Here is a 24,170-nt window from a genome sequence, read left to right as displayed (position 1 = left end):
CCATCCAAATTAGACGATGCAAAAGGCGATCTCGTTTCTCCTTTGCCGCTAAACAAAAACGCCATCACGTCCCGCAAAACGTCCGGTACGGGCGGGCGGACGGCGGGGGCAGTTCCGCGTATTTCTCTTGCTCCCGCGAGTAGGCGTACGGGTCGGCCAGCGCTTCCAAGAAACGCTCCATCACGCTGTAGTCGCCGCAGTTGACCGCGGCGGCCAACGCCTCTTCAACCCGGTGGTTGCGTGGAATCACAGCCGGATTATGGCGGCGCATCCGTTCATACGCTTCCTCTCTTGACACCGATTCTTGGCTGAGCCTTGTCTGCCAGCGCTCATGCCACTCTCGGAACTCAGCGGAATCAAACAGCGCCATCCCCGTATATTCGCCTAACGTCAACGCCCGGAACGTGTTCGTATAATCAGCGCGGTGCGCCTCCATCAGCCGCAATAAATCCGCAATCAGCTTCTGATCTCCTTCCTGCTCCTCGGCAAGGCCGAGCTTCGCCCGCATCCCGCTAAGCCAATGGTCGTGGTATTGCTTCGGATAGTGGTCAAGCGCCCCTTGGGCAAGCGCGATCGCTTTTTCTTCATTCTCATCAAGCAACGGCAACAAGCTTTCCGCAAACCTTGCCAAATTCCAGCCCCCGATGTACGGCTGGTTTCCGTACGCATACCGCCCTTCCGTATCAATCGAACTGAACACCGTCTCCAGGCTGTATGTGTCCATAAACGCGCACGGCCCATAGTCGATCGTTTCCCCGCTGATCGTCATATTGTCCGTGTTCATCACCCCGTGGACAAAGCCGACAAGCTGCCATTTCGCGATCAGTTCCGCTTGGCGTTCGATCACTTGTTCAAGCAAAAACAAATAGCGGTTCTCAGCTTCCTCAAAGCCAGGAAAATGGCGCCAGAGCGCATAATCGGCCAGAGCGCGCAACTCCTCTATCGTCCCCCATTGCGCCGCGTATTGAAACGTCCCGACGCGCAGATGGCTCGAGGCGACACGGGTCAACACCGCCCCAGGCAATTCCGTTTCGCGCATAATCGTCTCTCCCGTGGTGACGACCGCAAGACTTCGCGTTGTCGGGATGCCAAGCGCGTGCATCGCCTCGCTCACAATGTACTCCCTCAGCATCGGCCCAAGCGCCGCCCGCCCATCACCGCCGCGCGAATACGGCGTCCGGCCCGAGCCTTTCAGCTGGATGTCCACCCGCTCGCCGCTTGGGGTGACGTGCTCGCCAAGCAGCACCGCCCGTCCGTCGCCAAGCATCGTAAAATAACCGAACTGATGCCCCGCATACGCCTGCGCCAGCGGCTCAGCTCCGTCTGGAATTTTGTTTCCAGCTAAAACGACCACCCCATCTTCACTTCGCAACGCTTCCTCATTCAGCCCAAGCTCTGCGGCCAGCGAACGATTCAACACCGCAAGCTTCGGCGCGCGCACCGGCGTGGGGAGGACGTTGCTGAAAAAGCGCTCCGGCAGCCTTGCATAACTGTTGTCGAACTTCCATCCTGCGTCCAACATCGTCATCTCCTTTGCGGCCAAAACAGCCTTTTTATATGAGTTTATTGTACGGCAAAGCGGGCGGCATGATAAACCGAAAACGCGCGATCCTAAACCAAAAACCGAACCGTCAACGTTCGACGAAAACCACCATATTTTCTCTTTCTTTCTCGCCCCGTTTCTTTGTATAATACCTGTGAGGAGGTGAGAAAAAGTGGAAGAGAAAACAATCATTCAAGCGGTGCTTCAAGCGCTCGAACAGCATTCTGACAAAATCAGCTCGAAAATGCAGGAAATGGAGCAACGACTGCATCATGAAATGCAAACGATGGAACAGCGACTTCACCATGAAATGCAAACAATGGAGCAACGACTCCGCAGTGAGATGCAGGAAATGGGACAACAGCTCCGAGCAGAAATCCGTGCTGTTGAGACTCGGCTTGAGGCCAAAATCGACTCCCTTCGTGAGGAAATGCAACAGATGAACAGACAACTGAACGAACGAATCGACCACCTTGAAGAAGAATTAACAGATACTCAAGCCTCGGTCGAAGTGTTGACAACAAAAGTGCTCCACCACGACCGAAAACTTCGCCAACTGACCAAGCAAGCGTAACCCCTCTCAGTTAGCCAGCCATTTTCCCTGTCCACCGCACGTCAAAAACCGCTTCCGTTTCATCTTCCATGTTCATCTTGATGAAACGGAGCGGTTTTGGTGTTCACAGAACACCTACTCCCTATCAAAAAATGAATCGCGTTCGACATAGCATACTCTCCATGCATAGCGCTTGTGCCGCTCACATGCTCTTCATTTCACTAAGCCATGCCGAAACGCGTAAATGACCGCTTGCGTCCGGTCTTGGACGCCAAGTTTGGCGAGGATGTTGCTTACGTGTACTTTCACCGTTTTCAGTGAAATGAACAATTCATCTGCGATTTGTTGATTCGTTTTCCCTTGCGCCATCAACAAAAGCACTTCCATCTCCCGGCTCGTAAGCTGCTCATGCGGCAGGCGCTCTTCTTGTTTCCGATAGTTTCGCATCACTTTTCCAGCCACTTCCGGTTCGAACACCGATTGCCCGTGGAACGTGGCGCGAATGGCGTCGGCAATTTCGCTCGCTTTCGATGTTTTCAATAAATAACTCGTCGCCCCTGCTTCGAGCGCGGCGAACACGTTTTCATCATCCAAAAAACTCGTCACGACAATGATTTTCGCCTCCGGCCACGCGCCGATGATTTCGCGCGTCGCGGCAATGCCGTCCATCGGTTCCATCACGAGGTCCATTAAAATGACATCCGGCCGCAACTGGAGGGCGAGCTCCACCCCTTTTGTTCCATCTTCCGCCTCCCCAATCACCTCCATATCCGGTTGGGCGGATAAATACGCCGACACGCCAAGCCGCACCATTTCATGATCGTCGACAAGCAGCACCTTAATCACGGTCATCCCCCCTGTGCAAAAGCGGCACTTTCACTTCCAACCTCGTTCCTTGACCTTTTAAGCTGACAATTTTCAACATCCCACCGATTTCCGCCGCCCGCTCATACATGTGCTGCAACCCGTACGAGCCGCTTTTCGAACGTTCCACATCAAAGCCAACGCCATCGTCGGTGACGCGCAAAATGGCAAACCCGTCCCGTTCGATGAGCAATACTTCCAACGACTTCGCTTTCGCATGGCGCAGCGTGTTGGAAAGCGACTCTTGCAAAATGCGGAACAGGTGATCCTCGACCCCTTTATCTAGCGGAATGTCTTCGATTTTCCATTTCATCTCGAGCGGCACTTTCCCCGCCAGTTCCGTCAGCAGTTCGTTCATCCCTTCTTGGAGCGATTTTCCTTTTAGCTGCACCGGCCGCAAGTGCAGAAGCAGCGCCCGCATTTCCAATTGCGACTGATGAATCATTTGTTCGACCATTTTCAGTTGCTTCCGATGGCGTTCATCGTCCGACGGCATCGTTTCCATGACGGCCGACATCATCATCGAAGCGGCAAACAATTGTTGGCTTACGGAATCATGCAGTTCCCGCGCCAGCCGCGTGCGTTCTTCCGACAGAATGCGCTCAACGAGCCGCTCTTCCTGTTCGGCCTTTTCCGCCGCTAATTTTTGCACGCGTTTCGTTTGCTCGAGCCATTGCGTTTGCAGCTTGGCGATTTGTTGCCAAACGTCTTGCAGTTCCGGCGGCGGCCCTTCCCGATGCAACTCCCCCATCTCTCCTTGTTCAATGTGCCGAAGCGCCTGCACAACCGCTTGCCATTGCTTGCGAAAGAAGGAATCAAGCATAAGTCCAACAGCAATCCCCATACACAGGCTTACAGCGAACCCGAGTTCGACAGTGACTAGGCAAACAAAATGCCTCTCGACCCTTGATACAAAAGGGACGAGAGGCATTTGAGCACACTTCGGGCGTGTATCTAGGGGCGAGGATGGATGCCTAGGATCTTCGGAGGAGGTTCCAGCCCTAGAGCCGCAAAGAGTTGCGCTTGTTTGGCCGTCAGCTCGGTTCGTTGATCAAGGTCTCCGTTTTTGAAGAAAAATGTCCAAGCATAAGACGCTCGCATTCGTCCCTTACTTTCGGCCACGATTCATGAGTCAGGAGAAAGGATCACGAAATGCTTTTGGCCAGACGCTCCAAGACAGCGCGATCCACCTCGTCTTCGCGCCCAAACGAATCAATCACCTTCGTTTTCGCATATTTGACCTTCGGATCCAATTCGTTGTGAGCAAGCTGGAGATACGCCACGGTCGTTCCATCTTTATTTTTGCGTGTTACTTTCCGCATGTACATGCCTATATTATAAACGATATTTGGCTATTTTAAAAGGTTAATTTGTCAAGTCGTGTGCCTATGAAATTCAGCGTTTTTTTCTAGGATCCGCATCGTGAAATCCTTGATATTACAGCATTTGTAACCATTTTCATTTGCCTAAAATGGTCTCAAAACTGTCGAACGAGGGGCGAACACAAACAACAAAAACGGCAACCCCATCACGGTTTGATCCCACAAAGACGACCACATTCCAGGCGGAAGGAAATAGAGAAAGGAAATGAGCAACGCCACAGCAAGCACAAGCGCAAGCAAAACAGAAGCGAGCATCGGTCGGCTCATACGCGTGTCACCTCGACATTGCCAATGATCATCGAGGTGACGATTTTTAGCTTTTGCTCCGCTTGATCATACGAAGAAGTTTGATAAATGAGCGTCTCGTTGAACATTTTTTCCTGTTCCTTGCCAAACAGCGAGGCAACACCGAAAATGGCGGAATGAACGAGCCGTGTTTCCATTTCGTACGGAACGAGAATTCGAATGTTGCCGATCAACCCTCTCACGATAATGACCGCTTCCCCTTTCGGAAGCACAGTATAGCTGACATCAATGACCGTATCCCCGATCCCCGTTTGGATATTGACATCATTCCACTCATACGCCCGTTCTGGGGTCGCTTGCCGGCCAACCCATACATTTTGAAACAGCGGTTGACGGCGCACGATTTCCTCTCCCCCATACGAGTTCTCAGCCATAGTCGGGCGGATCACCGTCGGATGCCGCTTCGACTGAAACAATTGCCAAAGGGCATAACCCAACAGCGCGACCATGACAAAACGAGCGGCCATCATCGTGAACACATGAATGGCCAACATGATGCAGCCAAGCCAAAACAGCCATTTTCCTTTCCGCCGATGCCATTTTTTCCTTCCAACATAAATCAAACAGACCGATATACTTAACGAAAACAGCACGCCCGGGCGAAAAAACGAAATTTCGATTGCAAAAAGGAGCAGTGTCACCAAAACAACCCAACTGACATAGTCAGTTTTCTTCCGTTGATCAAGCATGTGGGGAGCCCCCTGTTGTCCAAAATGAAAAAGGCGTAACCATGTACGCCTTTAGCATATCCGGTTATTTTCCTTCCTGCAACTGCTTTTCCAGCTGAGCGATGCGCGCATCGATCGTGCTCCGGTAATAATCGGAGCGAACTTGCTGCTCAAGGCGGTCAAGGTAGACTTCCGCATCAGCAAACGCCGCCAACGCCGGGCCGGTGTCCCCGTTGACCACCCGATGGATGCGGTAGTGCGCCCGAGCCGCATTCTCCCGCCCCATCAGCTCCATGCGCCGCATTTGCATATCTTTCAGCTTATGCTTCATTTCTTCATATTTCGCTTCTAACTCAAACAGCTCGCGGCTCGTTTGCTCGAGCAGCTGTTTTAAGCGGGCCGCGCGTTCCGCATATTGCGCTTGTTCACGCCGCGCAAATTCGGCCAGCTCCATTTCCCCGGCTTGCGTCGCCACCTCCGCCTGCTTGCTTCGCTTTTCCGCCATCTGTTCGGCTTCGCGATGTTCGCGGGCAAATTGCTCTTTCAGCACATATTGGCGCTCGAGCAGCTGCCGCACCCGCTCGACTTCCTGTTCACATTGGCGCAAATAGTGATTGAGAAGCGCGATCGGGTTTTTCTTTTCTTTTTCGTCAAGCCATTCATGGAGATCGGCTTCAATGATCGTTTTCAAGCGTGAGAACACACTCATCATCGATTCGCTCCTTTTCCATTGATTTCATGAATAATGCTTTTGCAGCTCCGCCCATTGTTTTTCAAAGTTGACAAACGGGTCGTCTGCTTCTGGAACGATGCGCTCATCTTTCACTCCGTTCCATTTCCGATACACAACATACAGCACATACGCCGCGACAAGCGCGATAAGCGCCGGCACATTCGAAGCGCTGGCCACCAACGCCGCACAGCCAATGAGCGCCCACACCACTTTCCCGAATGTCGACGGGGCTTTCAACCATTTCTTGAACGCATAGTACAGCACCGCCAGCGTGATTGCCAACCCGACAAGCGGTCCAAGATGAAACAGCAGCACAAACAACGCCACCGCGCCGGCAACGAACAGCCCGATCTTTTTTGCCAATCCTTTCGCCTCCTTTCGTTTTCCATCATACTGCGGACAATCCGTTTCCCATCATGTTCCATAGATATATTTTGTCTACGACTGGAGGCGTATTTTTCGTTTCACGAGGCCTTAAAAAATAAAACTGACAGCCATGTTGACATGACTGCCAGTTTCAGAAACAATTCCATCCCTTTAGAAGTGTTGATCATCCCTTGTTGTTGGATCACTGATGCGATTGTCAGCCTCCGGAATGGCATCATACAGCGCCGGGTCAATATCATGAATGGAGCCGTCAGCCATGGCTTTGAACACCTCGTAGAGCGGTGTTGTAACCGTTTGCCTTAACATGCCGGACTGTTTTTGTCCTAGCGTTTGCGATTGTCCTTTGATTTCAATCAACATAATAGCGGTGTCGTTCAATGCAAACGCCCCGAGGGCCGTGCCAGGCAAGTTTACGTCAGGATACTTTTGCACCGCTCCGAAATGTGACTGGCCTCTTTGAAGTGATTGTGCAGCCAAGGCATTGACTTGCTTGCTAAGTGTCAAGACATCTTCATCCACCTCATAATGTTTTCCTGTAAACGGATCTGTATATGGATCCGCGACAACGGCGGCCAGCTGTACGGGAACGGAGCGGTTGTCATCATCGGAAACAGTGTTAAATCCCCGATGGTGAAGATCGATGTATACGTCTGGCTTGAATTGTTGAAACACACTTGTCACCGTTCTCGCCTCCGCCGTAACGTAAAAACCGCCATATAAGCTGTTATTCGTTTCTTTGTTATTTAAAAACGCCGCAACATCACTTGGATGATAATCCTCTATCCGAAAGTTCAAGTTCGGGTTATAATCCCGATTTTGGTCATAACCAGGGATGCCATAATAGACGCGGCCGTCATTATTTTGAGCTCTCTCGCTCCCGTCCGCCCTATAATACCACGGGGCAGCTGTGTCCTCCGAAAGCCCTAGCTTCTCCGGTTCCCACGTCTGGTGTGTATAACGGGTCGGATACCATTTTCCTTCATACGTATTATCGGCCCCTTCAGGGTTAATGCGTGGCATAATCCAAATCGATACCTTCTTTAAAATGTTTTGAACTTCCTGGTCATTGGAAGACAGCTTTCTCATAATATCAATGGCTGCTTCGGCGCCGATTTGCTCATTTCCGTGAATTTGGGCTGTAATGAATATACGTTTCTTATTCGGGTCGGCGTCTCCAAACTTCACTAAGTAAAGAGGATAGCCTTTATCCTCGGCCGTCTTGTATCCATCAGGCGCCCAGTTTGAATACCCGGCGATTTCAACCTTCATCTTTCCTTGGGAAGCAGCTTCCAGCTTCTGAAGGGTAGCCGCCAATTCCTCATTAGACATAAAGCTTGATAACGAAATATTTTGGCTATCTTCGACATACGGGCCGTTCGGTCTTGACTGCGGATCCGCAAAAACGGGGGAGGACAATCCAAGCGTAAGCGCCAAAGCAGTTGGCCATATAAGTTTTGGGCGTTTTCCTTTCATGAGCGTATCCCCTTTCAATTTAAAAAAAGTGATATAATCTCTCTGCGCGTTTCAACGGAGAGCCGATCTACTACTCAGATCTCCGCTCTTGATAAGGCAGGGTGTCCCAAAAAGAAACATCTTTTTCATGAATCGAGCCGTCAGCGATTGCCCTAACTGCCGCATCCAAAGCGACAACCGTTTGTCGAATTAAATAACCGTTGCTTTTTTGTCCAATAACATAGCTACCAATGTAATGGTCTGACATCCCACGCATCTCAAATAGCAATGTCGAAATTCCATATTCAACTGCAATGCCATTTCGGCCAATGGCCTCTGATGAGCCGCCAACATATTTTCCAAGATGCCCCCATCCTGTCGGCTCGATGGCATCAAAAATTACAGCCCCTAATTGTTTGGAACGGTAAACAACTTCTTCATCTGCATTAGGAGAAGTTGGATAAAGAATAGAGCCGGATACTAACTTGCCGTCCCGTTCACTGTTTGCCCCTTGATGGTGCAAGTCGATCATATAATCGATGTGATATTTGCGGAGCACGTTGTTATGTAGCGCCTTTGTCTCCGGATATTGTTTATTTACATGATCGCGATTCAAATCAGCGCCAACGGCATTATACCTCGTCAAATGGCGGTCTCCGCTTGCGATATAATCATCGAGCGGAAAATCAACATCCCCCATCGCCCCGTCCGGGTTTAGCATCGGCACGATTAGTACATTGACATGGTTCAAGACGTCTTTCATTTTCCTTGTCCCAAGATGTTTAATAAACTCCAGAGCTCCTTCTGTCGTCAATTGCTCATTGCCATGCTGTTGAGTCAAAAATAAAATGGTCGGATGATCCGGGTTTTTGATGTACTTGACGAGATATAGGTCTCTTCCTTTGATGGATTGCCCAATCACTTCTAATTCCATCTGTTCTTGTTTAGCGTCCTGCTCCTTTAAGAAGGCAACCATCTCTTCATAAGTGTGGAGTATAGCGGTTCTAACCGTTTCATGCCCTCCATAATTCGGCCCATTGCCGACCGCCTCTACAAACGGCAACTGGATAGCGGCACTGCTCGCCAGAAGGCCCCCAGCAACGGTCAACATGAGTAATTTTTTCTTCATTGCTCACCCTCCTTATCATTTACTCATTTTATTCTAAATTTTTTTTCATTTTCCTTTCGTCTATGGATAAAACAGGAATTTATAACTAATATCAACAAAAAAGATAGGATAAACGAGCTATCCTCCTTGGATCAGTATGAAGACTCGGAAGAATCCAGCCATACAAAGAGCCTATTCCCTTTATCTAGAAGTGAGCTCTCCTATATGTTAAGCACGCCGTCGGATTCAACCTTTCTTTCCCTTTCACCTACAATATGCGGCAAACCTCCGCCTTTCCCACCAGCAAACAGAAAAAACGCCTTTCCTTGACAGGAAAAGGCGCTTTGCTACGTGCGTTTTTTACAATAAGCCATCAGTTTCAATCGGTTCAAAAAATATATGACTTTCTTGTCTGCTGTGAATCATTCCTAAGGAGCGGAACAAGTTTACTTCATGTTTACATTTCCAACACCAGCTTCGCCACCGCTTCCACATGCGCCGTGTGCGGAAACATGTCGACCGGCTGGATGTAGTCGACGCGGTATTGTGCGGCCAAGGCATCGAGATCGCGGGCGAGGCTGGATGGGTTGCATGAGACGTAGACGACTGTTTTCGGGCGGACGTGGAGAATCGTTTCAAGCAACGCCCGGTCGCAGCCGACGCGGGGCGGGTCGACGATGATGACGTCCGGCTTCCAGCCTTCGTTCACCCATTTTGGCAGCCAATATTCGGCTTTGCCGACGACATAGTGCGTGTTGGTGAACCCATGCTTTTTGGCGTTGTTTTGCGCGTCTTCGATCGCTTCCGGAATCGTGTCCATGCCGCGCACTTCTTTGGCATCGCGAGCAAGCCACAAACCGATCGTGCCGACGCCGCAGTAAGCGTCAACGATCCGCTCCGTTCCGGTGAGGGCGGCCGCTTTTTTCACTTCGTCGTACAATTTCACCGTCTGCAACGGGTTGAGCTGGAAAAAGGCGCGCGCCGACAGTTCAAACGACAAATCGCCGAGCGTTTCTTGAATATATTCGTCGCCGGCGAGCACTTCTGTCTCGTCGCCGAAAATAAGCGACGTTTTTTCGCCGTTGATGTTTTGCACGATCGATTTCACTTCTGGGAGGCGGCGGCGAATTTCGTCAATGAGCAGCTGTTTGCGCGGGATGTCTTTTGTCGCCGTCACCAGCACAAGCTGGATGTCGCCCGTATGGAAGCCAACGCGGACGACGATCGTCCGCACGACGCCCGTTCTTGTCCGCTCGTTGTAAATCGGGATGCGCAAGTCTTGCAAAATCGTTTTCACAATGTTCGTGACGCGCGTCGTTTGCGGATGCTGGACGCGGCATTCCGATAAATCGATGAGCCGGTGGGAGTTGAGGCCGTACAGCCCGGCGAGCACCTTCCCTTCCTTCATTCCAACTTGAAACTGGCTTTTGTTTCGGTAATGCCACGGGTTGTCCATGCCGATCGTCGGGCGGATGTCAAGCTTGTCGACATCGAGGCGCCGGGCATGGCGGCGGAGCGCCTGGATGACAATGTCGCGCTTCGCCTCGAGCTGCGCCTCGTACAATAAGTGCTGCAACTGGCAGCCGCCGCACTGGTCATAGAGCGGGCATGGCGGCTTGATGCGGTTTGGCGAGCGCTTGCGGATGCGCTTGATTTTCGCCTCGGCGTAGGTTGGGTGGATGTCCGTCGCCTCAACGATGACTTCTTCCCCCGGCAACGCACCGGGGACGAAGACGACTTGTTTTTGGAAATAACCGACCCCTTCGCCGTTAATGCCGATCCGTTGAATCGTCACCGGAAATTGCTCGCCTTTTTTGATTTTGATGTTCATTTGTTGCTTTGCCATATCGGTCCCTCTCATTCGATACTTCTCCATAAATAAAGCGCCGCATAGCTGGCGTACGGCTTCCACCGCTCGCTAAGCGCCGCCATCTCTTTGACAGTTGGCCGCTTCGGAAGCCCGAACCATTTTTCGACCGCCCGCTGCAAACCGATATCCGCCGGCGGAAAGACGTTCGGACGGCCGAGGCCGAAGAGGAGGAAATTTTGCACGGTCCACGGACCGATGCCGCGCACGGCGGTCAACCTCTCCATCACCTCGCCGTCTTCCATCTGCTCGAGTTCATCAAGCCGCAGCTTCCCCTCGGCAATGAGGCGCGACACATCGACGATATATTCGGCTTTCCGCCCGCTCAGCTGCAAGGCGCGCAAGTCATCGTACGAACGGGCGGCCACTTCTTCCGGGCGCGGGTAAAACCAAACGCCGTCCCGCTCCTCGCCAAACGCTTTCACAAACCGCTCTGTGAGCCGGTAACCGACTTTAAGATGAAGCTGCTGGTGGATCAAACATTTCATTAGGCAAAAATACAAGTCAAAATCGAGCACAAGCGGCAGCCCCTCATACTCGGCAAACAGCGGCGCCAGCTCGGTCGCGCGAAAATGATCATACACCAGAACGAGCGGCGTCCGCCATTGAAATAAATGAGAGACGCGCTCGATGATGTCTTCCTGCCGCTTGGGATGCGGCGCCGAGACGACAAAGCGAGGATCGTCTTTTGTGCCGATGCTTTCAATCACGACCGGCACCTTTAAACCATCGAGATGAAGCGGCACGGTGATGCGCCGCCGCTCTAAATCGACCGCCAGGAGCGGATCCAATGCAAGCCGTTCAAGCGCGTGGGCGAAATCATACGGCGCCGGCACAGTGATCGTTCGTTTCCACATCGTTCTCACCTTTCTCATTTGTCCGTGCCCCTATTATAACGAAAAACGCCCCGTCGAACCAACTTGTTGGCAGGACGAGGCAGCGGCATATGGTTCGGTTGACAGAACGAGGCGGGTTTTCGAATGGTCCAACACACAACGTTTCGTACCGCTTTTGTGCTCAAGTGATGAAAGCGGCTTATGGGCGAAACAGCCACGGATGAAGGCCGGTCTTTTTGGCCATAAGGTCATCAAGGCTGGCGAACGTGTACCCTTGTTTGCGCAAGTCGTCGATCACGTTCGGCAATGCTTCGGCGTTGTCTTTGGACACGGAATGCAACAGCAAAATCGCCCCCGGATGGATTTGTTTCATGATTTGGTCGTAAGCATATTGCCAGCCGCGCTGGCGGTCGGTTTGCCAGTCAACGAACGCCAGCGACCAAAAGACGTGATAATAGCCAAGGTCGCGGGCGAGAGATAACGTCCGCTCGCTGAAAATGCCGCGCGGCGGGCGAAGGTACATCATCCCTTTTTGCCCGGTCAACTCTTCTGTCTTTTCCTTGACTTTTTCCAGCTCTTCGCGCACCTGCTCATCGCTTTCAGTTGTTAAATCGGGATGATGCCACGAATGGTTGCCGATGATATGCCCTTCCGCCGCCATCCGTTTGACTAAATCGGGCGCTGTTTGCAAATAATGGCCGGTGACAAAAAAGGCGGCCGGCACATGTTTTTCTTTCAATACGTCCAAAATTTGTGCTGTATAGCCGTTTTCATAGCCGTTGTCAAACGTCAAGTAAATCGTTTTTTCACTCGTATCGCCTAAATAAAACGCGTCATATTTGGCAAGCAGCTCATCGAGCTCTTTTCCCGCCGACGGGGGCTCGTGGTTTTCGCTTCGCTTCAATCCCCAATGGATCGGCGCATTGCTTATGGCAAAAGCAGGGGCGGGAAAAAGCGCGAGCGCTAAAACGAGAGAAATGAGCCATCTCATGCCTAGTTCCTCCTTGGCCGCCATCTTTTCCTCTTTCTTATTGTTTTCACCCCTGACCGCTTTACGCGCGCCATTTTTTGCAAAAAAAAGCCCCAAAAGCGAGCGCTTTGGGGACAGAGAAGAAAACGGGATCAGCTTGTGAATACCAATAGCCATGTGCTTGAAATTCAGCTCTCCTAGCCATGTGCTTGAAATTCAGCTCTCCCTCTTACTTGAACACCGGCTCTTTGAACTGGGCCAGCTTTTCAAGCGACGATTTTTCCACATCTTCATGCAAGCTGTTGCCGTGCGAATCCATCGTGACAACAGCAGTGAAGTTTTCGACGCGCAAATGCCACATCGCTTCGGGGATGCCAAACTCCAGCAAATCAACGCCTTCCACGGATTTGATGCAATCGGCGTAATATTGCGCCGCGCCGCCGATGGCGTTCAAATACACGCCGCCGTGTTCTTTTAACGCTTGCAGCGTCTTCGCGCCCATGCCGCCTTTGCCGATGACAGCACGGACGCCGAATTTTTTCATGATGTCGCCTTGGTACGGCTCTTCGCGGATGCTGGTCGTCGGGCCGGCGGCTTTGGCGTGCCAGCGGCCGTCTTCGTCTTTTAGCATGACCGGGCCGCAATGGTAAATGATTTGCCCGTTCAAATCGACGGGGGCATCGTGATCCATCAAATATTTATGAATGGCGTCGCGGCCGGTGTAAATGACGCCGCTGATGCGGACGACGTCGCCGACGCGGAGCTTCCGCACTTGTTCTTCCGACAGCGGCGGAACGAGATCGATGACGCGCGCCTCTCCTTGTTCAAGCGCCGCGGCCGCTTCCGCTTTTTCCAACTCTTTTGCAAAATCGACGTCTTCGCCGTCTTGGTACAGCCATTCGATGATCTCACCGGTCGCCGGATCGATTTTCACGCCCATGCGCCGGAACGCCCAGCAGTTGTAGGCGACGGAGACGAAGAAGCTCGCCGGGATGCGATGCATGACGCCGATTTTACAGCCAAGCAGCGTCGATTCGCCGCCAAAGCCCATCGTGCCGATGCCGAGCTTGTTGGCGTTTTCCATAATGTATTCTTCCAGCTGGCGCAATTCTTCGATCGGGTTGACGTCATCAACCGGACGGAACAGCTGCTCTTTCGCCAACTCATAGCCGGATGAGCGGTCGCCGCCGATGCCGACGCCGATAAAGCCGGCGCTGCATCCTTGCCCTTGCGCTTGGTACACCGCATGCAAAATGCATTTGCGGATGCCGTCCAAATCGCGGCCAGCGCGGCCGAGCCCCTCGAGTTCACACGGAAGGCTGTATTGGATGTTTTTGTTTTCACAGCCGCCGCCTTTTAAAATGAGGCGAACGTCAATGTAATCGTTTTCCCATTGTTCGAATTTAATGACCGGCACGCCTTCCCCTAAATTGTCGCCGCTGTTTTTGCCGGTGAGCGAATCGACCGAGTTCGGGCGCAGTTTGCCGTTTTTCGTCGCTTCGGCAATGGCGGCCCGGATCGCTTTTTTCATTTCGATTTGATTGACGCCGACCGGCACTTTGATTTTAAACGTCGGCAAGCCGGTGTCTTGGCAAATGGGAGACACGTTTTCATCCGCCATCTGAATATTCTCGACGATCGTATTGAGCGCCATGGCCGCCCGCGTGCCGGCGTTTTCGCGCGCTTTCGCCCGAGCGATCGCTCGACGGACATCCTTTGGCAACTTCGTAGATGTTTCCACAATCAAGTCATACATGCTTTGCTGGAATTTTTCCATTTGTCTAAACGCCCCTTCCCCTGTTTATCGTCCATATGCAGTTGTCCCATCTTTTCCTATTATACTCCGTTTTCCAGCGTTGTGTAAAAAATCTTTCTTTTCGATCTCATGATTGTTCCATCCTCATCATACGAATGGGGTAGAGGCAAAACATCCAAAACGATTGACAAGCGCTGCTAAGGCGGCTAATAATGAACGATAGGACTTTGTCATGGAGAGAGGAGAAAGTAATGCGTTCATCGACCATACCGGCCATTACGCCGGCGTATGACCCTTGGGAAGCGTACGTCGATATTGAAGAATATGGACAACTACAACTGACGAATATTGAGTTTACCACAACGACGCTTTGCAATATGCGCTGTGAGCATTGTGCTGTTGGCTATACGTTGACAATGAAAGATCCCGAGGCGCTGCCGCTTGATATGTTGCTCCGCCGGCTCGAGGAAATTCCGCATTTGCGGTCATTAAGCATCACCGGCGGCGAGCCGATGCTGTCATTAAAATCCGTCGAACAATACGTCGTTCCCCTTCTCCGCTACGCGCACGAGCGCGGGGTGCGGACGCAGCTTAATTCGAACTTGACGTTGGATTTGTCTCGCTATGAACCAGTCATTCCGTATTTGGATGTGCTCCATATCTCGCACAACTGGGGGACGGTCGACGACTTTGTCGAAGGTGGTTTTGCCATGATGGAGCGGAAGCCGACGCGCGCCCAACGCGAGAAATACTTCCAGCGCATGCTTGACAATGCAAAAGCGCTGGCAAATGCCGGCGTGATGGTATCCGCGGAAACGATGTTAAACAAACGGACCGTCCGCCACTTGGAAGCGATCCACCGCCAAGTTGTCGAGGAAATGGGCTGTCGGCGCCATGAAATCCATCCGATGTATCCGAGCGATTTTGCCAGCGCTTTAGAGACGTTGAGCTTGGACGAATTGCGCGAAGCGATTCACCATTTGCTTGACATTCGCGACGAAAACGTCTGGATGCTGTTTGGCACGCTGCCGTTTTACCCGTGCAGCGACAACGAAGAAGATGTGCGCCTATTGAAGCGGCTGTATGAAAGCAAAAACGTCACCGTGCGCAACGATCCAGACGGACGTTCACGGCTCAATGTCAATATTTTCACCGGCGATGTCATCGTCACCGATTTCGGTGATGAACCGCCGCTTGGCAACATCATTCACGATTCGCTGCCAGACGTGTATGACAAATGGCGGCGCTCAAAGCTTGCTAGGGAGCTTCTTTGCCACTGCCCGTCGGCACGCTGCCTCGGACCGAACGTCCTTGTGAAGCAGACGTATTACCGCGGCGTCGATTTTACGAAGCGGTCCGCGCGCATTGGCCGATAAAAAACGTCAAGGAGCTTTTCCTTGACGTTTTATCTTGGCTGTTCACTCACCACATATGACATGTACAGGCGATCCTGCACCGGAATCCACGCCCCAACCCCTCTTGTCGTCACGTTTTTGACGACAATTTTCTTTTTGTTTCCTTTGAGCACGACGTACACTTCCCCGTATGTTACTTTCCCTTTTTCATTCACCGCCGGAGCGTACGCGTACAAATAACCTATTTTTTTCGCCGGTACGTTGTACGGTTGGTCTTTTTTCGTGCCAAGGCCGACAACCGTGCTGAAAGAGAGCGGCAAGTTCGTCTTTTCCATCGCTTTGTTTAACATCATCCGCTTAACCGCGTCTTCATTCGGCACTTTCACCGTCAACCCGCCGCGGACGTATTTTTGCATTTCTTGTTTATAGTACAACTTTTGCGCCGTATCGCCGCCGCGGTTATCAAGGAAATTCGTGTTGACCTTTTGATATTCCCAGTTCGTCGACGTTTCGATCGACTGGTAATTGAGCGGCCATTGGCCTAAATAAATCGTCGCCCTGAAGCCAATGGCCCATGGCGTGTCGGTCGCCGAAGATTCATTAAAGAGATGGATCAATTCGGGATTCTCAATTTTCACATTCGCCGATCTTAACAGCTGTTTTGTAAACGAGCTCGGTTCCAAATGCGGCAAATCTTGAGTCGGGTTCGGATACGTATTTTCCTTCGATATATCCATCACCGCACCGGGCGCCGGTTTGCCGGCAGCCGCCAGCGCCGAAAACGCCGCCGCATAAAGAAGAAGCACGCTCCCAAACAGCGAAACAGCCCACTTTTTCATCGTCTTCACTCCTTTCTTCCCACGTTATTCACTGTTAGTTTCTTTCAAAATGCGCCGTTTATCCGCGGCGGCGAAAATTTTCCCCGTTTGACGCCCCACTTCCCGCACCCGCAAAAAACACCCGGACGGCGAACGCCCGGATGCAGTCACTTACAGCAAGTAAAAACCGATGCCCATGATCGTATAGGCAGCGAGCAATGTTGCGCCTTCAAACCAGTTCGTATCACCATCATTTGACAGCACGATCATCAAAAGGACGGAAGCAGCCATCGCCACCAGCTCAGGAAGTGAAAAGACAAGCGGCATCTTTTCCGGAAACAAAAGCGAAACGAGCACAAGCACCGGCGCAACGAACATGGCGATTTGCAATGTCGAGCCGACGGCAATTTCCACCGCGACATTCATTTTGTTTTTGTACGCCATAATAACCGCGGAAGCGTGCTCCGCCGCATTGCCGACGATGGCCACGATGATGATCCCGATAAACAGCTCGCTCCAGCCGAATGACTCAGCGACCGTTTCAAACGTGTGAACGAGCCGTTCCGATAAATAGGCGACCGCAACCGTCGCCAGCGCCAAAATGGCGGTCGCTTTCCCTTTGCCCCATTCGGGCTCTTCATGTTCTTCCACTTCTTCTGATTTATGCTGATATACGCCGCGATGGGTGACAAGCCGGAAATAAAGGGCAGCGGCGTAAAGCAAGATCATGATGATCGAAATGCCAACGCTCAACGCGACTTGTTCGCTGTGATTCATATGCATGGTAAACACTTCCGGAATGACAAAAGCGATGAAGATGGCAAAAGTCAGCAGCCCGGCATTATGACGAGCATCATAAATGTTGAATTCTTGCCGCTTATATTTTAGTCCGCCGACAAAAAATGATAGCCCAGCCACCAAAAGCAAGTTCCCGAGCACCGAACCGGTTAAGGAAGCGAGCACGACGTCAATGAGTCCAGCCTGCAAGGCAAAAATGGAAATGATCAGCTCGACCGCGTTGCCAAACGTCGCGTTCAACAGCCCGCCAATGCGCGGTCCGGCGACGATCGCCAAGCTTTCCGTCGCTCGCCCCATGTAGCTGGCGAGCGCAATGATCGTCAAACAGTACAACACAAACATCAAGACAGTCGGCCAATGAAGAAACCCGCCGATGACCGACACCGGCACGCCGATCCATGTCATCCAAGCAAACACCTTGTTCATTTCTCTTCCACCTTTCCTCTTGATTGTTTTCGTTGCATTGACCGCCGTTTCTATGTACGATGGATAAGGGCATTCATTCGCCCTGGGAAACATCCGGCCTCGCTTGTTTGATCGGCCGGCGATTTCAACTGAAATGGGGATGCACGATGCGTTTTGCCATCTTAACCGGGATTGTCGCCGTCTCTGGTCTGTCGCAAGGGATGTTGCTGCCGCTTCTGGCGATGCTTCTTGATGAAAACGGCGTCTCTTCGTCCGTTAACGGGGCGCACGCCGCCGCCCTGTATATCGGTGTCTTGACCATTTCGCCATTTTTGGAACGGCCGCTGAGACGCTATGGCTATCGGCTCCTCATTCTCCTTGGTGGTTTCATTGTAATATGTTCGCTTATTCTTTTTCCACTTTTTCCTTCTCTTTTCTTTTGGCTCGTTCTTCGCTTTGCCATCGGCATCGGCGATCATATGCTTCATTTTGCGACGCAAACGTGGATTACGGACTTTTCGCCGCCGGCGGAGCGCGGACGGCGGCTGTCGCTGTATGGGTGGGCGTTCGGCCTCGGCTTCACCATCGGCCCGCTGTTGGCTTCACTCGCTTCGGTCGAGAAGGCGCTTCCGTTTTATTTAGCTGCTCTCCTTAGTTTCGCCGGTTGGATCGGCGTCTTTTGGCTGCCGAACGAAAAACCAAAGCCGCTTGAACGCTCTTCGTCGGCGGCCGGTCGGTTTATTGGCGCTTGGAAACAGGCATGGCCAGCGCTTTTGTTGCCGTTTGCGTACGGTTTTTTAGAAGCGGCTGTTCATTCCATCTTCCCGCTGTACGCCTTGCGTGAGCGGATGAGCGCTGAGCAGATCGCCTTCATCTTGCCATGCTTCTCGCTTGGGGGCATCATCTTTCAGCTTCCGCTCGGAGCGCTCAGCGACCGGTTCGGGCGGCGCGAGATCATCACCGGTGCACTCTTGGCCGGCGCCGGTTGTTTTTTGATTGCCCTCACTGTCGGTGCGTCCATGGTTGGGTTGGCTGCCTGTTTGTTCACCGCTGGCATGTTTACCGGTTCGCTCTTCTCTCTCGGCATCGCCTATATGACCGACCTGTTGCCGAAAGAACTGCTTCCCGCCGGCAATTTGTTGTGCGGGATGCTATACAGTCTCGGCAGCATGACAGGCCCGCCGCTTGCCGGCAGCGTGGTGGATCTCTCTAGTCGCGCCTTTTTCCTTGCGGTCAGCGCTGTCCTCCTCGTTCCGGCCATTTGCCTCGTCAGCCGCCGGGAACAGGAAACAGCGGCTTGACCGTTTTTTTGTTTTTTATTTTTTATTTTTTCAAAAAAATCGTTGACCATTTTGTTCCCTCTGTTATATAATAAAACCAAGATATCAAGTTTCTGTTTTAAAACAGTATAAAGGAGTGGCGATCATGAGCAGAACGGAACGGAAAAATATGATCGAGTTTATCGAAAAAGTGCGGGGATTGTCGCGCGAGGAACTCGCCTATATGACTGATGCAGAAATTGAATACATTTATGAGCGCTATTACCACCATCACGAAGAAATCGTTGAATAAAGCGGCAGCGGCTCGATGTGCCTGTGTTTGCATGAAAGGAAAGGTGCCCTCAAAAAAGGAAGGGCACCTTTTTTTGATTTCCATCTATACACATAAAACGACCGCCGGGGCACAATATTACAATATGTTGTGGTATGTTGAACGAAGAACCACCTTTTGAGACAGCTTCTTTCAATGATAGCCGTTTTGGCCGTTGGCGCTGCCACTCGTCTTATGCTTTGGTCTGTTTTTTCCTTTTTGCTTCGTGCCCCCGTCTTTTTTCGTATGTTTCGTCATCTTGATCCCCCCTATGCCAAGATCCCTTGCATTGTTACGATATCCCGCCTCGGCACCGTTTATGCACGCTAACGCTGCCGTCTTTTCCCTTCGCGCTCACAGTCAAACATGGCGTTGAGTTCCCCGCCTAAGACAAGAATCATGCCGGACAAATAAAACCAAACCATCAACACGATCATCCCGCCAAGGCTGCCGTACATCGCCGTGTAATCGGCAAAGTTGTTGACATAATACGCGAACGCCAGCGACGCCGCAATCCAGCCGGCGGTGGCAAACAGCGCACCGCGCACGACGTTGACGCAACGAAGCTGTTTGTTCGGCGCGAAATAATAAAGGGCAGTAAAGACAGCAAACAATAACAGCGAACTCGTCACCCAACGAAATGCATTCCAAACATTCAAAAACTGTTGCGACAACCCGAGAGCAGAGAACAAAAACAGCCCGATTATCCGCCCGAAGACCGGAAGCACGAGGGCAACGATGATGACCATGATCATGCCGAGCGTCAACACAATCGACAGCCCGCGTACGATCCAAAACGGCCGGTCTTCTTGCACATCATAAGCGCGGTTGAATGCCCTCATAATGGCACTCATGCCATTAGACGCTGACCAAATCGCTGCGATGATGCTAAACGACAACAATCCTCCGTTTTGCTCATCGATGAGGCGATGAACGTTCGTCTCAATGAGGTGAAGCGCCTCTTTCGGGGCGTATTGCCGCACGAGCGCAAGCACATCTTCATGCGGAATCGGCAAATACGCCAACAGCGTCATTAAAAACAGCAAAAACGGAAAGAGCGACAGAAGAAAGTAATATGCCAATTCCGCCGACAAGCGCGGGATTTCATCTTCCGTAAAACGGCGGGCCAACTCACGGATGAACGCCAAATTTACGACCATCGGCTGCCCTCCTTCCCCGTTTTTCCCTAGACGGGTGCGCCGCCCTCAAAGTCATTTTGTTTCCTCCACACCAAGTCGATGGTCGCGGATGATCCTCTCAAGCAAATGCTCGCACCCTGAGCGGACGAGGCGATACACTTCGGCAAAATTCCCGGTATAATACGGATCAGGCACATCGTCTTTTTCCCGGTCGGGAACAAAGTCAAGCAACCGGGCGAGCACCGCTTTCGAACGGGAGCCAGCCAATCGGCGCAAATCGTTCAAGTTGGCTGCGTCCATGGCGATGATGTAATCAAATTCTTCCAAGTCACGATGGTTCACTTGCCGGGCGCGGATGCCGGAGTAGTCGATCTTATTTTCCGTCAAAACCCTTCTTGTCCCCACATGCGGCGGCTCACCGACATGCCAGCTGCCTGTTCCCGCCGAATCAACGGCAATCAGACCGTCAAGCCCCCGCTCTTTCACCAAATGACGGAAGACCGCTTCCGCCATCGGCGAACGACAAATGTTTCCAAGACAAACAAACAGCACTTTAATCATCCAAACAGCCACCCCTCTCTCTATGTCCACGGTGCTTTCCACCGTTAGTTTTCCTTCATTTCTTTTCATCTAGCCCTTTTTGGCCCTAAAAGGACGGGGATGTCACGACAAAACAACTCCAGCGGGGGAGCGTGTGCGAATGGGCCAACAACTCTTGCGCGCGTTCACGACAACCATTTTGAAGAAAACGCGGTGTTTCACCAACCTTTTAGACTGGCACTATGCATGTGCACCTACATTTTACCACATCATCCGTTTTTCATCAGAAAAGCAAGCCATGCAATCTCTCCCCATTCTTCCTGCACCTATGGTACAATACATAGTAACTTGCCATGAAAGGAGTAAACGAATGGATTTATCAAAACGGTCGGCGGAAAACGTCGCCTACATGATCGAACAGTTGAAGCAAAAGTTGAAAGTGCTGAACTTGGATGCCATCAAGCCGTCCCATTTTTCCGAGGAATGGTACGATGAGTTGAGAGACATTTACGAGATGGTGATGAAACGCGAGACGTTCAGCCCAAGCGAAATGCAGGCGATTGTCGAAGAGCTCGGAAGCCTGCGCAAAAAATAACGCTCCCATCTGCTGTTAGGCAGGCAATGCAGCTGTTTCGTATAAAAACAATTCCTATCGAAAAACTATGATTGACATTATCGTCAATTGTGCTAAAATTTTAATCAATTAAATGACATGCGTTGCATACGTTGCTCGAGAGTGAGGGAGGAATGGGCTCAATGAACTCCGACAACCTGCCGCCTATAGCAAAGTGCCAATTCCAGCTAAAGAAGATCTTTAGTAAAATAAGGGGCTCCCTTTCTCCCGCTCTTTCTGATTCATGCAAGGAAGGATTTTTGCCGCCGAATTGCCGTTTGGCCGCTATATATCCGACTAATTACGTGGATTTTCTTTGATTTTGTGAGGAGGAGAAACCGATGCTCACGTATGATCAGTGGGAAACGGCGGAAAAACCGTCTTTTCCGTCCGATAATGAAACAAAAGGGGCGCTTGACGTCCTGGCCTGGGCGTATCGCGAATACGGCGATGAGATCGTATACGCGTGCAGCTTCGGCATCGAGGGGATTGTGCTGATTGATCTCATCTCTCGGGTCAAACCGAACGCCGAAATTGTCTTTTTGGATACCGGTCTGCATTTTCCAGAGACATACGATACGATCGCGAAAGTGAAAGAAAAATATCCGTCGCTTCGCATCGTGATGAAGCAGCCGCGCTTGACGTTGGAAGAACAGAAGGCGCAGTTTGGCGACGAGTTATGGAAACGCGACCCGAACAAATGCTGTGAGCTGCGCAAAGTCATTCCGCTGCGCGAGGTGCTGACCGGGGTGACGGCGTGGATTTCCGGCTTGCGCCGCGAGCAATCGCCGACGCGGCGGCATGTCGAGTACATTAACAAAGACGACAAGTTCCGTTCGATTAAAGTTTGTCCGCTCATTCACTGGACGTGGAAAGACGTTTGGAATTACGTGTATAAACACGGCCTTCCGTACAACGTGCTCCACGACCGCGGCTACCCGAGCATCGGTTGCGCCCCGTGCACCGCTCCGGCTACAGATCCGAACGACTTGCGCTCCGGGCGCTGGGCTGGCCAAGGAAAGACGGAATGCGGTCTCCATCTCGCCTAAGGAGAGAACATTGACATGCTCCTTGCCATTGCTTTGATCGCATCCTTTTTCTTTGCCATGAACATCGGGGCAAGCGGCGCGGCGGCCTCGATAGGCGTCGCTGATGAATCGGACGCCATTCCGAATCGTCAAGCTGCTGTTTGACAGCGACGTCTATACGGTCATCGCCATCTTGAGCGTCTGCTTGGCGTCATTAGCCTAAAAAAAAGAGCGCTTGCCTCATGAACATGGCAGCGGCATTTCACAACATCTATCAATCTAGGAGGTTATGAACATGAGCGTAAGCATCCCGCATGGCGGCACATTGATCAATCGTTGGAATCCGGACTATCCGCTTGATGAGGCGACCAAAACGATCGAGCTCTCCAAAGCCGAACTGAGCGACTTGGAGCTGATCGGAACGGGCGCCTACAGCCCCCTCACTGGTTTTTTAACGAAAACGGATTACGACGCGGTTGTTGAAACCATGCGTCTTTCTGACGGCACCGTCTGGAGCATTCCGATCACGCTCGCGGTAACAGAAGAAAAAGCGAAAGAGCTCGCCGTCGGCGATAAGGCGAAACTCGTTTATCGTGGCGACGTCTACGGCGTCATTGAGATTGCTGACATTTACCGCCCGGACAAAACGAAAGAAGCGAAGCTCGTTTATAAAACGGATGAACTTGCCCACCCAGGCGTGCGCAAACTGTTTGAAAAGCCGGATGTGTATGTCGGCGGGGAGATTACGCTTGTCAAACGGACCGACAAAGGCCAATTCGCCGCGTTTTATTTTGATCCAGCGGAAACGCGGAAAAAGTTTGCTGAGTTTGGCTGGAACACCGTTGTCGGCTTCCAAACGCGCAATCCGGTTCACCGCGCCCATGAATACATTCAAAAATGCGCGCTCGAGATCGTTGATGGCCTGTTTTTAAACCCACTCGTCGGCGAAACGAAAGCGGACGATATTCCGGCTGACATCCGGATGGAAAGCTATCAAGTGCTGCTGGAAAACTATTACCCGAAAGACCGCGTTTTCCTCGGCGTCTTCCAAGCTGCGATGCGCTATGCCGGTCCGCGTGAAGCCATTTTCCACGCAATGGTGCGCAAAAATTTCGGCTGCACGCACTTCATCGTCGGCCGCGACCACGCTGGTGTCGGCAATTATTACGGTACGTATGATGCGCAAAAAATCTTCTTGAACTTTACGGCTGAAGAGCTTGGCATTACGCCGCTCTTTTTCGAACATAGCTTTTACTGCACGAAATGCGAAGGGATGGCATCGACAAAAACGTGTCCGCATGACGCGAAATACCATGTCGTCCTTTCCGGCACGAAAGTTCGTGAAATGCTGCGCAACGGCCAAGTGCCGCCGAGCACGTTCAGCCGCCCGGAAGTGGCCGCCGTCTTGATCAAAGGGCTGCAAGAACGCGAAACGGTCGCCCCGTCAGCGCGCTAAAGG

Annotated in this window: 24 protein-coding genes, 2 pseudogenes and 1 riboswitch; of the genes and pseudogenes, 7 read left to right on the top strand and 19 right to left on the bottom strand. The window is 51.8% G+C overall.

Annotated elements, in window-relative coordinates; genetic code table 11:
• Window positions 1–64: 64 nt before the first annotated feature.
• A complete protein-coding gene (locus GHH_RS02305; protein ID WP_015373953.1) occupies window positions 65–1,522 on the bottom strand; it encodes a YdiU family protein in 1,458 nt (485 codons plus the stop codon).
• Window positions 1,523–1,715: 193 nt separating this feature from the next.
• On the opposite strand from GHH_RS02305, the gene GHH_RS02300 reads away from it, so the two are divergent.
• Window positions 1,716–2,117: a hypothetical protein gene (locus GHH_RS02300; RefSeq protein ID WP_013522973.1), complete on the top strand. Its 402-nt coding sequence runs from the start codon at window positions 1,716–1,718 to the stop codon at window positions 2,115–2,117.
• Between the two features lie 192 nt (window positions 2,118–2,309).
• Here the strand turns inward: GHH_RS02300 and GHH_RS02295 are convergent, their stop codons facing one another.
• From GHH_RS02295 to GHH_RS02240, 14 genes and pseudogenes are all read right to left on the bottom strand, one after another.
• A complete protein-coding gene (locus tag GHH_RS02295; RefSeq protein ID WP_015373952.1) occupies window positions 2,310–2,942 on the bottom strand; it encodes a response regulator transcription factor in 633 nt (210 codons plus the stop codon).
• A pseudogene (locus GHH_RS02290) lies at window positions 2,935–3,822 on the bottom strand (sensor histidine kinase); the annotation flags it as partial. The gene GHH_RS02295 and the pseudogene GHH_RS02290, both read right to left, overlap by 8 nt.
• 92 nt (window positions 3,823–3,914) lie before the next feature.
• A pseudogene (locus tag GHH_RS19675) lies at window positions 3,915–4,093 on the bottom strand (transposase); the annotation flags it as partial.
• A gap of 12 nt (window positions 4,094–4,105) precedes the next feature.
• Window positions 4,106–4,282: a hypothetical protein gene (locus tag GHH_RS18705; RefSeq protein ID WP_015373950.1), complete on the bottom strand. Its 177-nt coding sequence runs from the start codon at window positions 4,280–4,282 to the stop codon at window positions 4,106–4,108.
• Window positions 4,283–4,426: 144 nt separating this feature from the next.
• Complete coding sequence (locus GHH_RS02285; RefSeq protein ID WP_015373949.1) at window positions 4,427–4,609, bottom strand: hypothetical protein; 183 nt, start codon at window positions 4,607–4,609, stop codon at window positions 4,427–4,429.
• Window positions 4,606–5,337, bottom strand: coding sequence for a cell wall-active antibiotics response protein LiaF (gene liaF, locus GHH_RS02280; protein ID WP_015373948.1), 732 nt, complete (start codon window positions 5,335–5,337; stop codon window positions 4,606–4,608). The genes GHH_RS02285 and liaF overlap by 4 nt, the downstream gene beginning before the upstream one ends.
• 64 nt (window positions 5,338–5,401) lie before the next feature.
• Entirely contained in the window at window positions 5,402–6,025 is a 624-nt protein-coding gene (locus tag GHH_RS02275) for a PspA/IM30 family protein (protein ID WP_015373947.1), read from the bottom strand.
• Between the two features lie 27 nt (window positions 6,026–6,052).
• A complete protein-coding gene (locus tag GHH_RS02270; RefSeq protein ID WP_015373946.1) occupies window positions 6,053–6,412 on the bottom strand; it encodes a hypothetical protein in 360 nt (119 codons plus the stop codon).
• Window positions 6,413–6,586: 174 nt separating this feature from the next.
• Window positions 6,587–7,909: a M14 family zinc carboxypeptidase gene (locus tag GHH_RS02265; RefSeq protein WP_015373945.1), complete on the bottom strand. Its 1,323-nt coding sequence runs from the start codon at window positions 7,907–7,909 to the stop codon at window positions 6,587–6,589.
• 70 nt (window positions 7,910–7,979) lie between these two features.
• A complete protein-coding gene (locus tag GHH_RS02260) occupies window positions 7,980–9,017 on the bottom strand; it encodes a M14 family zinc carboxypeptidase (protein ID WP_015373944.1) in 1,038 nt (345 codons plus the stop codon).
• A gap of 436 nt (window positions 9,018–9,453) precedes the next feature.
• Window positions 9,454–10,857, bottom strand: a complete 1,404-nt coding sequence (gene rlmD / locus GHH_RS02255; protein ID WP_015373943.1) for a 23S rRNA (uracil(1939)-C(5))-methyltransferase RlmD — start codon at window positions 10,855–10,857, stop codon at window positions 9,454–9,456.
• On the bottom strand, window positions 10,854–11,720 hold the full coding sequence (locus tag GHH_RS02250) for a DNA-3-methyladenine glycosylase (protein WP_015373942.1): 867 nt from the start codon (window positions 11,718–11,720) through the stop codon (window positions 10,854–10,856). The genes rlmD and GHH_RS02250 overlap by 4 nt, the downstream gene beginning before the upstream one ends.
• A gap of 178 nt (window positions 11,721–11,898) precedes the next feature.
• On the bottom strand, window positions 11,899–12,690 hold the full coding sequence (gene pdaA, locus GHH_RS02245) for a delta-lactam-biosynthetic de-N-acetylase (RefSeq protein WP_015373941.1): 792 nt from the start codon (window positions 12,688–12,690) through the stop codon (window positions 11,899–11,901).
• 208 nt (window positions 12,691–12,898) lie between these two features.
• Complete coding sequence (locus GHH_RS02240) at window positions 12,899–14,446, bottom strand: fumarate hydratase (protein ID WP_015373940.1); 1,548 nt, start codon at window positions 14,444–14,446, stop codon at window positions 12,899–12,901.
• Between the two features lie 230 nt (window positions 14,447–14,676).
• Between GHH_RS02240 and yfkAB the strand changes: the two genes are divergently transcribed.
• Complete coding sequence (gene yfkAB / locus GHH_RS02235; protein ID WP_015373939.1) at window positions 14,677–15,801, top strand: radical SAM/CxCxxxxC motif protein YfkAB; 1,125 nt, start codon at window positions 14,677–14,679, stop codon at window positions 15,799–15,801.
• Window positions 15,802–15,830: 29 nt separating this feature from the next.
• On the opposite strand, the gene GHH_RS02230 is transcribed toward yfkAB, so the two are convergent.
• Both GHH_RS02230 and cax read right to left on the bottom strand, forming a co-directional pair.
• Window positions 15,831–16,619 carry a YfkD famly protein gene (locus GHH_RS02230; protein WP_015373938.1) on the bottom strand — a complete coding sequence of 263 codons (789 nt, stop codon included), beginning with the start codon at window positions 16,617–16,619 and terminating at the stop codon, window positions 15,831–15,833.
• 150 nt (window positions 16,620–16,769) lie between these two features.
• Window positions 16,770–17,822 (bottom strand): calcium/proton exchanger, encoded by a 1,053-nt coding sequence (gene cax, locus GHH_RS02225; protein ID WP_015373937.1) that lies wholly within the window; start codon window positions 17,820–17,822, stop codon window positions 16,770–16,772.
• A gap of 146 nt (window positions 17,823–17,968) precedes the next feature.
• Between cax and GHH_RS02220 the strand changes: the two genes are divergently transcribed.
• Window positions 17,969–19,102, top strand: coding sequence for an MFS transporter (locus tag GHH_RS02220; protein WP_015373936.1), 1,134 nt, complete (start codon window positions 17,969–17,971; stop codon window positions 19,100–19,102).
• A gap of 124 nt (window positions 19,103–19,226) precedes the next feature.
• On the top strand, window positions 19,227–19,373 hold the full coding sequence (locus tag GHH_RS02215; RefSeq protein ID WP_011229925.1) for a BH0509 family protein: 147 nt from the start codon (window positions 19,227–19,229) through the stop codon (window positions 19,371–19,373).
• A gap of 344 nt (window positions 19,374–19,717) precedes the next feature.
• Here GHH_RS02215 and GHH_RS02210 read toward each other — a convergent pair whose 3' ends face one another.
• Together GHH_RS02210 and GHH_RS02205 are read right to left on the bottom strand one after the other, a co-directional pair.
• Window positions 19,718–20,551 carry a YihY/virulence factor BrkB family protein gene (locus GHH_RS02210; RefSeq protein ID WP_015373935.1) on the bottom strand — a complete coding sequence of 278 codons (834 nt, stop codon included), beginning with the start codon at window positions 20,549–20,551 and terminating at the stop codon, window positions 19,718–19,720.
• 51 nt (window positions 20,552–20,602) lie between these two features.
• The gene (locus GHH_RS02205; RefSeq protein ID WP_013146347.1) at window positions 20,603–21,091 is read right to left on the bottom strand and encodes a low molecular weight protein-tyrosine-phosphatase; all 489 of its coding nucleotides are present in this window, start codon (window positions 21,089–21,091) and stop codon (window positions 20,603–20,605) included.
• A 349-nt stretch (window positions 21,092–21,440) separates the two neighbouring features.
• On the opposite strand from GHH_RS02205, the gene GHH_RS02200 reads away from it, so the two are divergent.
• From GHH_RS02200 to sat, 3 genes are all read left to right on the top strand, one after another.
• Window positions 21,441–21,665, top strand: coding sequence for a DUF1128 domain-containing protein (locus GHH_RS02200; protein ID WP_011229922.1), 225 nt, complete (start codon window positions 21,441–21,443; stop codon window positions 21,663–21,665).
• 129 nt (window positions 21,666–21,794) lie between these two features.
• Window positions 21,795–21,899, top strand: a riboswitch (SAM riboswitch).
• A gap of 125 nt (window positions 21,900–22,024) precedes the next feature.
• A complete protein-coding gene (locus GHH_RS02195) occupies window positions 22,025–22,732 on the top strand; it encodes a phosphoadenylyl-sulfate reductase (RefSeq protein ID WP_015373933.1) in 708 nt (235 codons plus the stop codon).
• Window positions 22,733–23,006: 274 nt separating this feature from the next.
• Complete coding sequence (gene sat / locus GHH_RS02185) at window positions 23,007–24,167, top strand: sulfate adenylyltransferase (RefSeq protein WP_015373931.1); 1,161 nt, start codon at window positions 23,007–23,009, stop codon at window positions 24,165–24,167.
• The last annotated feature ends 3 nt before the right edge of the window (window positions 24,168–24,170 follow it).

The organism is Geobacillus sp. GHH01 (assembly GCF_000336445.1).
Taxonomy (GTDB): domain Bacteria; phylum Bacillota; class Bacilli; order Bacillales; family Anoxybacillaceae; genus Geobacillus; species Geobacillus zalihae.
This window is presented reverse-complemented; position numbering and strand designations above follow the sequence as displayed.

Bases quoted from the DNA above. Each gene is read 5' to 3' on its own strand.
- GHH_RS02305 (WP_015373953.1), bottom strand. From the start codon at position 1,522: ATGTTGGACGCAGGATGGAAGTTCGACAACAGTTATGCAAGGCTGCCG.
- GHH_RS18705 (WP_015373950.1), bottom strand. From the start codon at position 4,282: ATGCGGAAAGTAACACGCAAAAATAAAGATGGAACGACCGTGGCGTAT.
- GHH_RS02285 (WP_015373949.1), bottom strand. From the start codon at position 4,609: ATGAGCCGACCGATGCTCGCTTCTGTTTTGCTTGCGCTTGTGCTTGCT.
- liaF (WP_015373948.1), bottom strand. From the start codon at position 5,337: ATGCTTGATCAACGGAAGAAAACTGACTATGTCAGTTGGGTTGTTTTG.
- GHH_RS02275 (WP_015373947.1), bottom strand. From the start codon at position 6,025: ATGAGTGTGTTCTCACGCTTGAAAACGATCATTGAAGCCGATCTCCAT.
- GHH_RS02265 (WP_015373945.1), bottom strand. From the start codon at position 7,909: ATGAAAGGAAAACGCCCAAAACTTATATGGCCAACTGCTTTGGCGCTT.
- GHH_RS02260 (WP_015373944.1), bottom strand. From the start codon at position 9,017: ATGAAGAAAAAATTACTCATGTTGACCGTTGCTGGGGGCCTTCTGGCG.
- rlmD (WP_015373943.1), bottom strand. From the start codon at position 10,857: ATGAGAGGGACCGATATGGCAAAGCAACAAATGAACATCAAAATCAAA.
- GHH_RS02250 (WP_015373942.1), bottom strand. From the start codon at position 11,720: ATGTGGAAACGAACGATCACTGTGCCGGCGCCGTATGATTTCGCCCAC.
- pdaA (WP_015373941.1), bottom strand. From the start codon at position 12,690: ATGAGATGGCTCATTTCTCTCGTTTTAGCGCTCGCGCTTTTTCCCGCC.
- GHH_RS02240 (WP_015373940.1), bottom strand. From the start codon at position 14,446: ATGGAAAAATTCCAGCAAAGCATGTATGACTTGATTGTGGAAACATCT.
- yfkAB (WP_015373939.1), top strand. From the start codon at position 14,677: ATGCGTTCATCGACCATACCGGCCATTACGCCGGCGTATGACCCTTGG.
- GHH_RS02230 (WP_015373938.1), bottom strand. From the start codon at position 16,619: ATGAAAAAGTGGGCTGTTTCGCTGTTTGGGAGCGTGCTTCTTCTTTAT.
- cax (WP_015373937.1), bottom strand. From the start codon at position 17,822: ATGAACAAGGTGTTTGCTTGGATGACATGGATCGGCGTGCCGGTGTCG.
- GHH_RS02220 (WP_015373936.1), top strand. From the start codon at position 17,969: ATGCGTTTTGCCATCTTAACCGGGATTGTCGCCGTCTCTGGTCTGTCG.
- GHH_RS02215 (WP_011229925.1), top strand. From the start codon at position 19,227: ATGAGCAGAACGGAACGGAAAAATATGATCGAGTTTATCGAAAAAGTG.
- GHH_RS02210 (WP_015373935.1), bottom strand. From the start codon at position 20,551: ATGGTCGTAAATTTGGCGTTCATCCGTGAGTTGGCCCGCCGTTTTACG.
- GHH_RS02205 (WP_013146347.1), bottom strand. From the start codon at position 21,091: ATGATTAAAGTGCTGTTTGTTTGTCTTGGAAACATTTGTCGTTCGCCG.
- GHH_RS02200 (WP_011229922.1), top strand. From the start codon at position 21,441: ATGGATTTATCAAAACGGTCGGCGGAAAACGTCGCCTACATGATCGAA.
- GHH_RS02195 (WP_015373933.1), top strand. From the start codon at position 22,025: ATGCTCACGTATGATCAGTGGGAAACGGCGGAAAAACCGTCTTTTCCG.
- sat (WP_015373931.1), top strand. From the start codon at position 23,007: ATGAGCGTAAGCATCCCGCATGGCGGCACATTGATCAATCGTTGGAAT.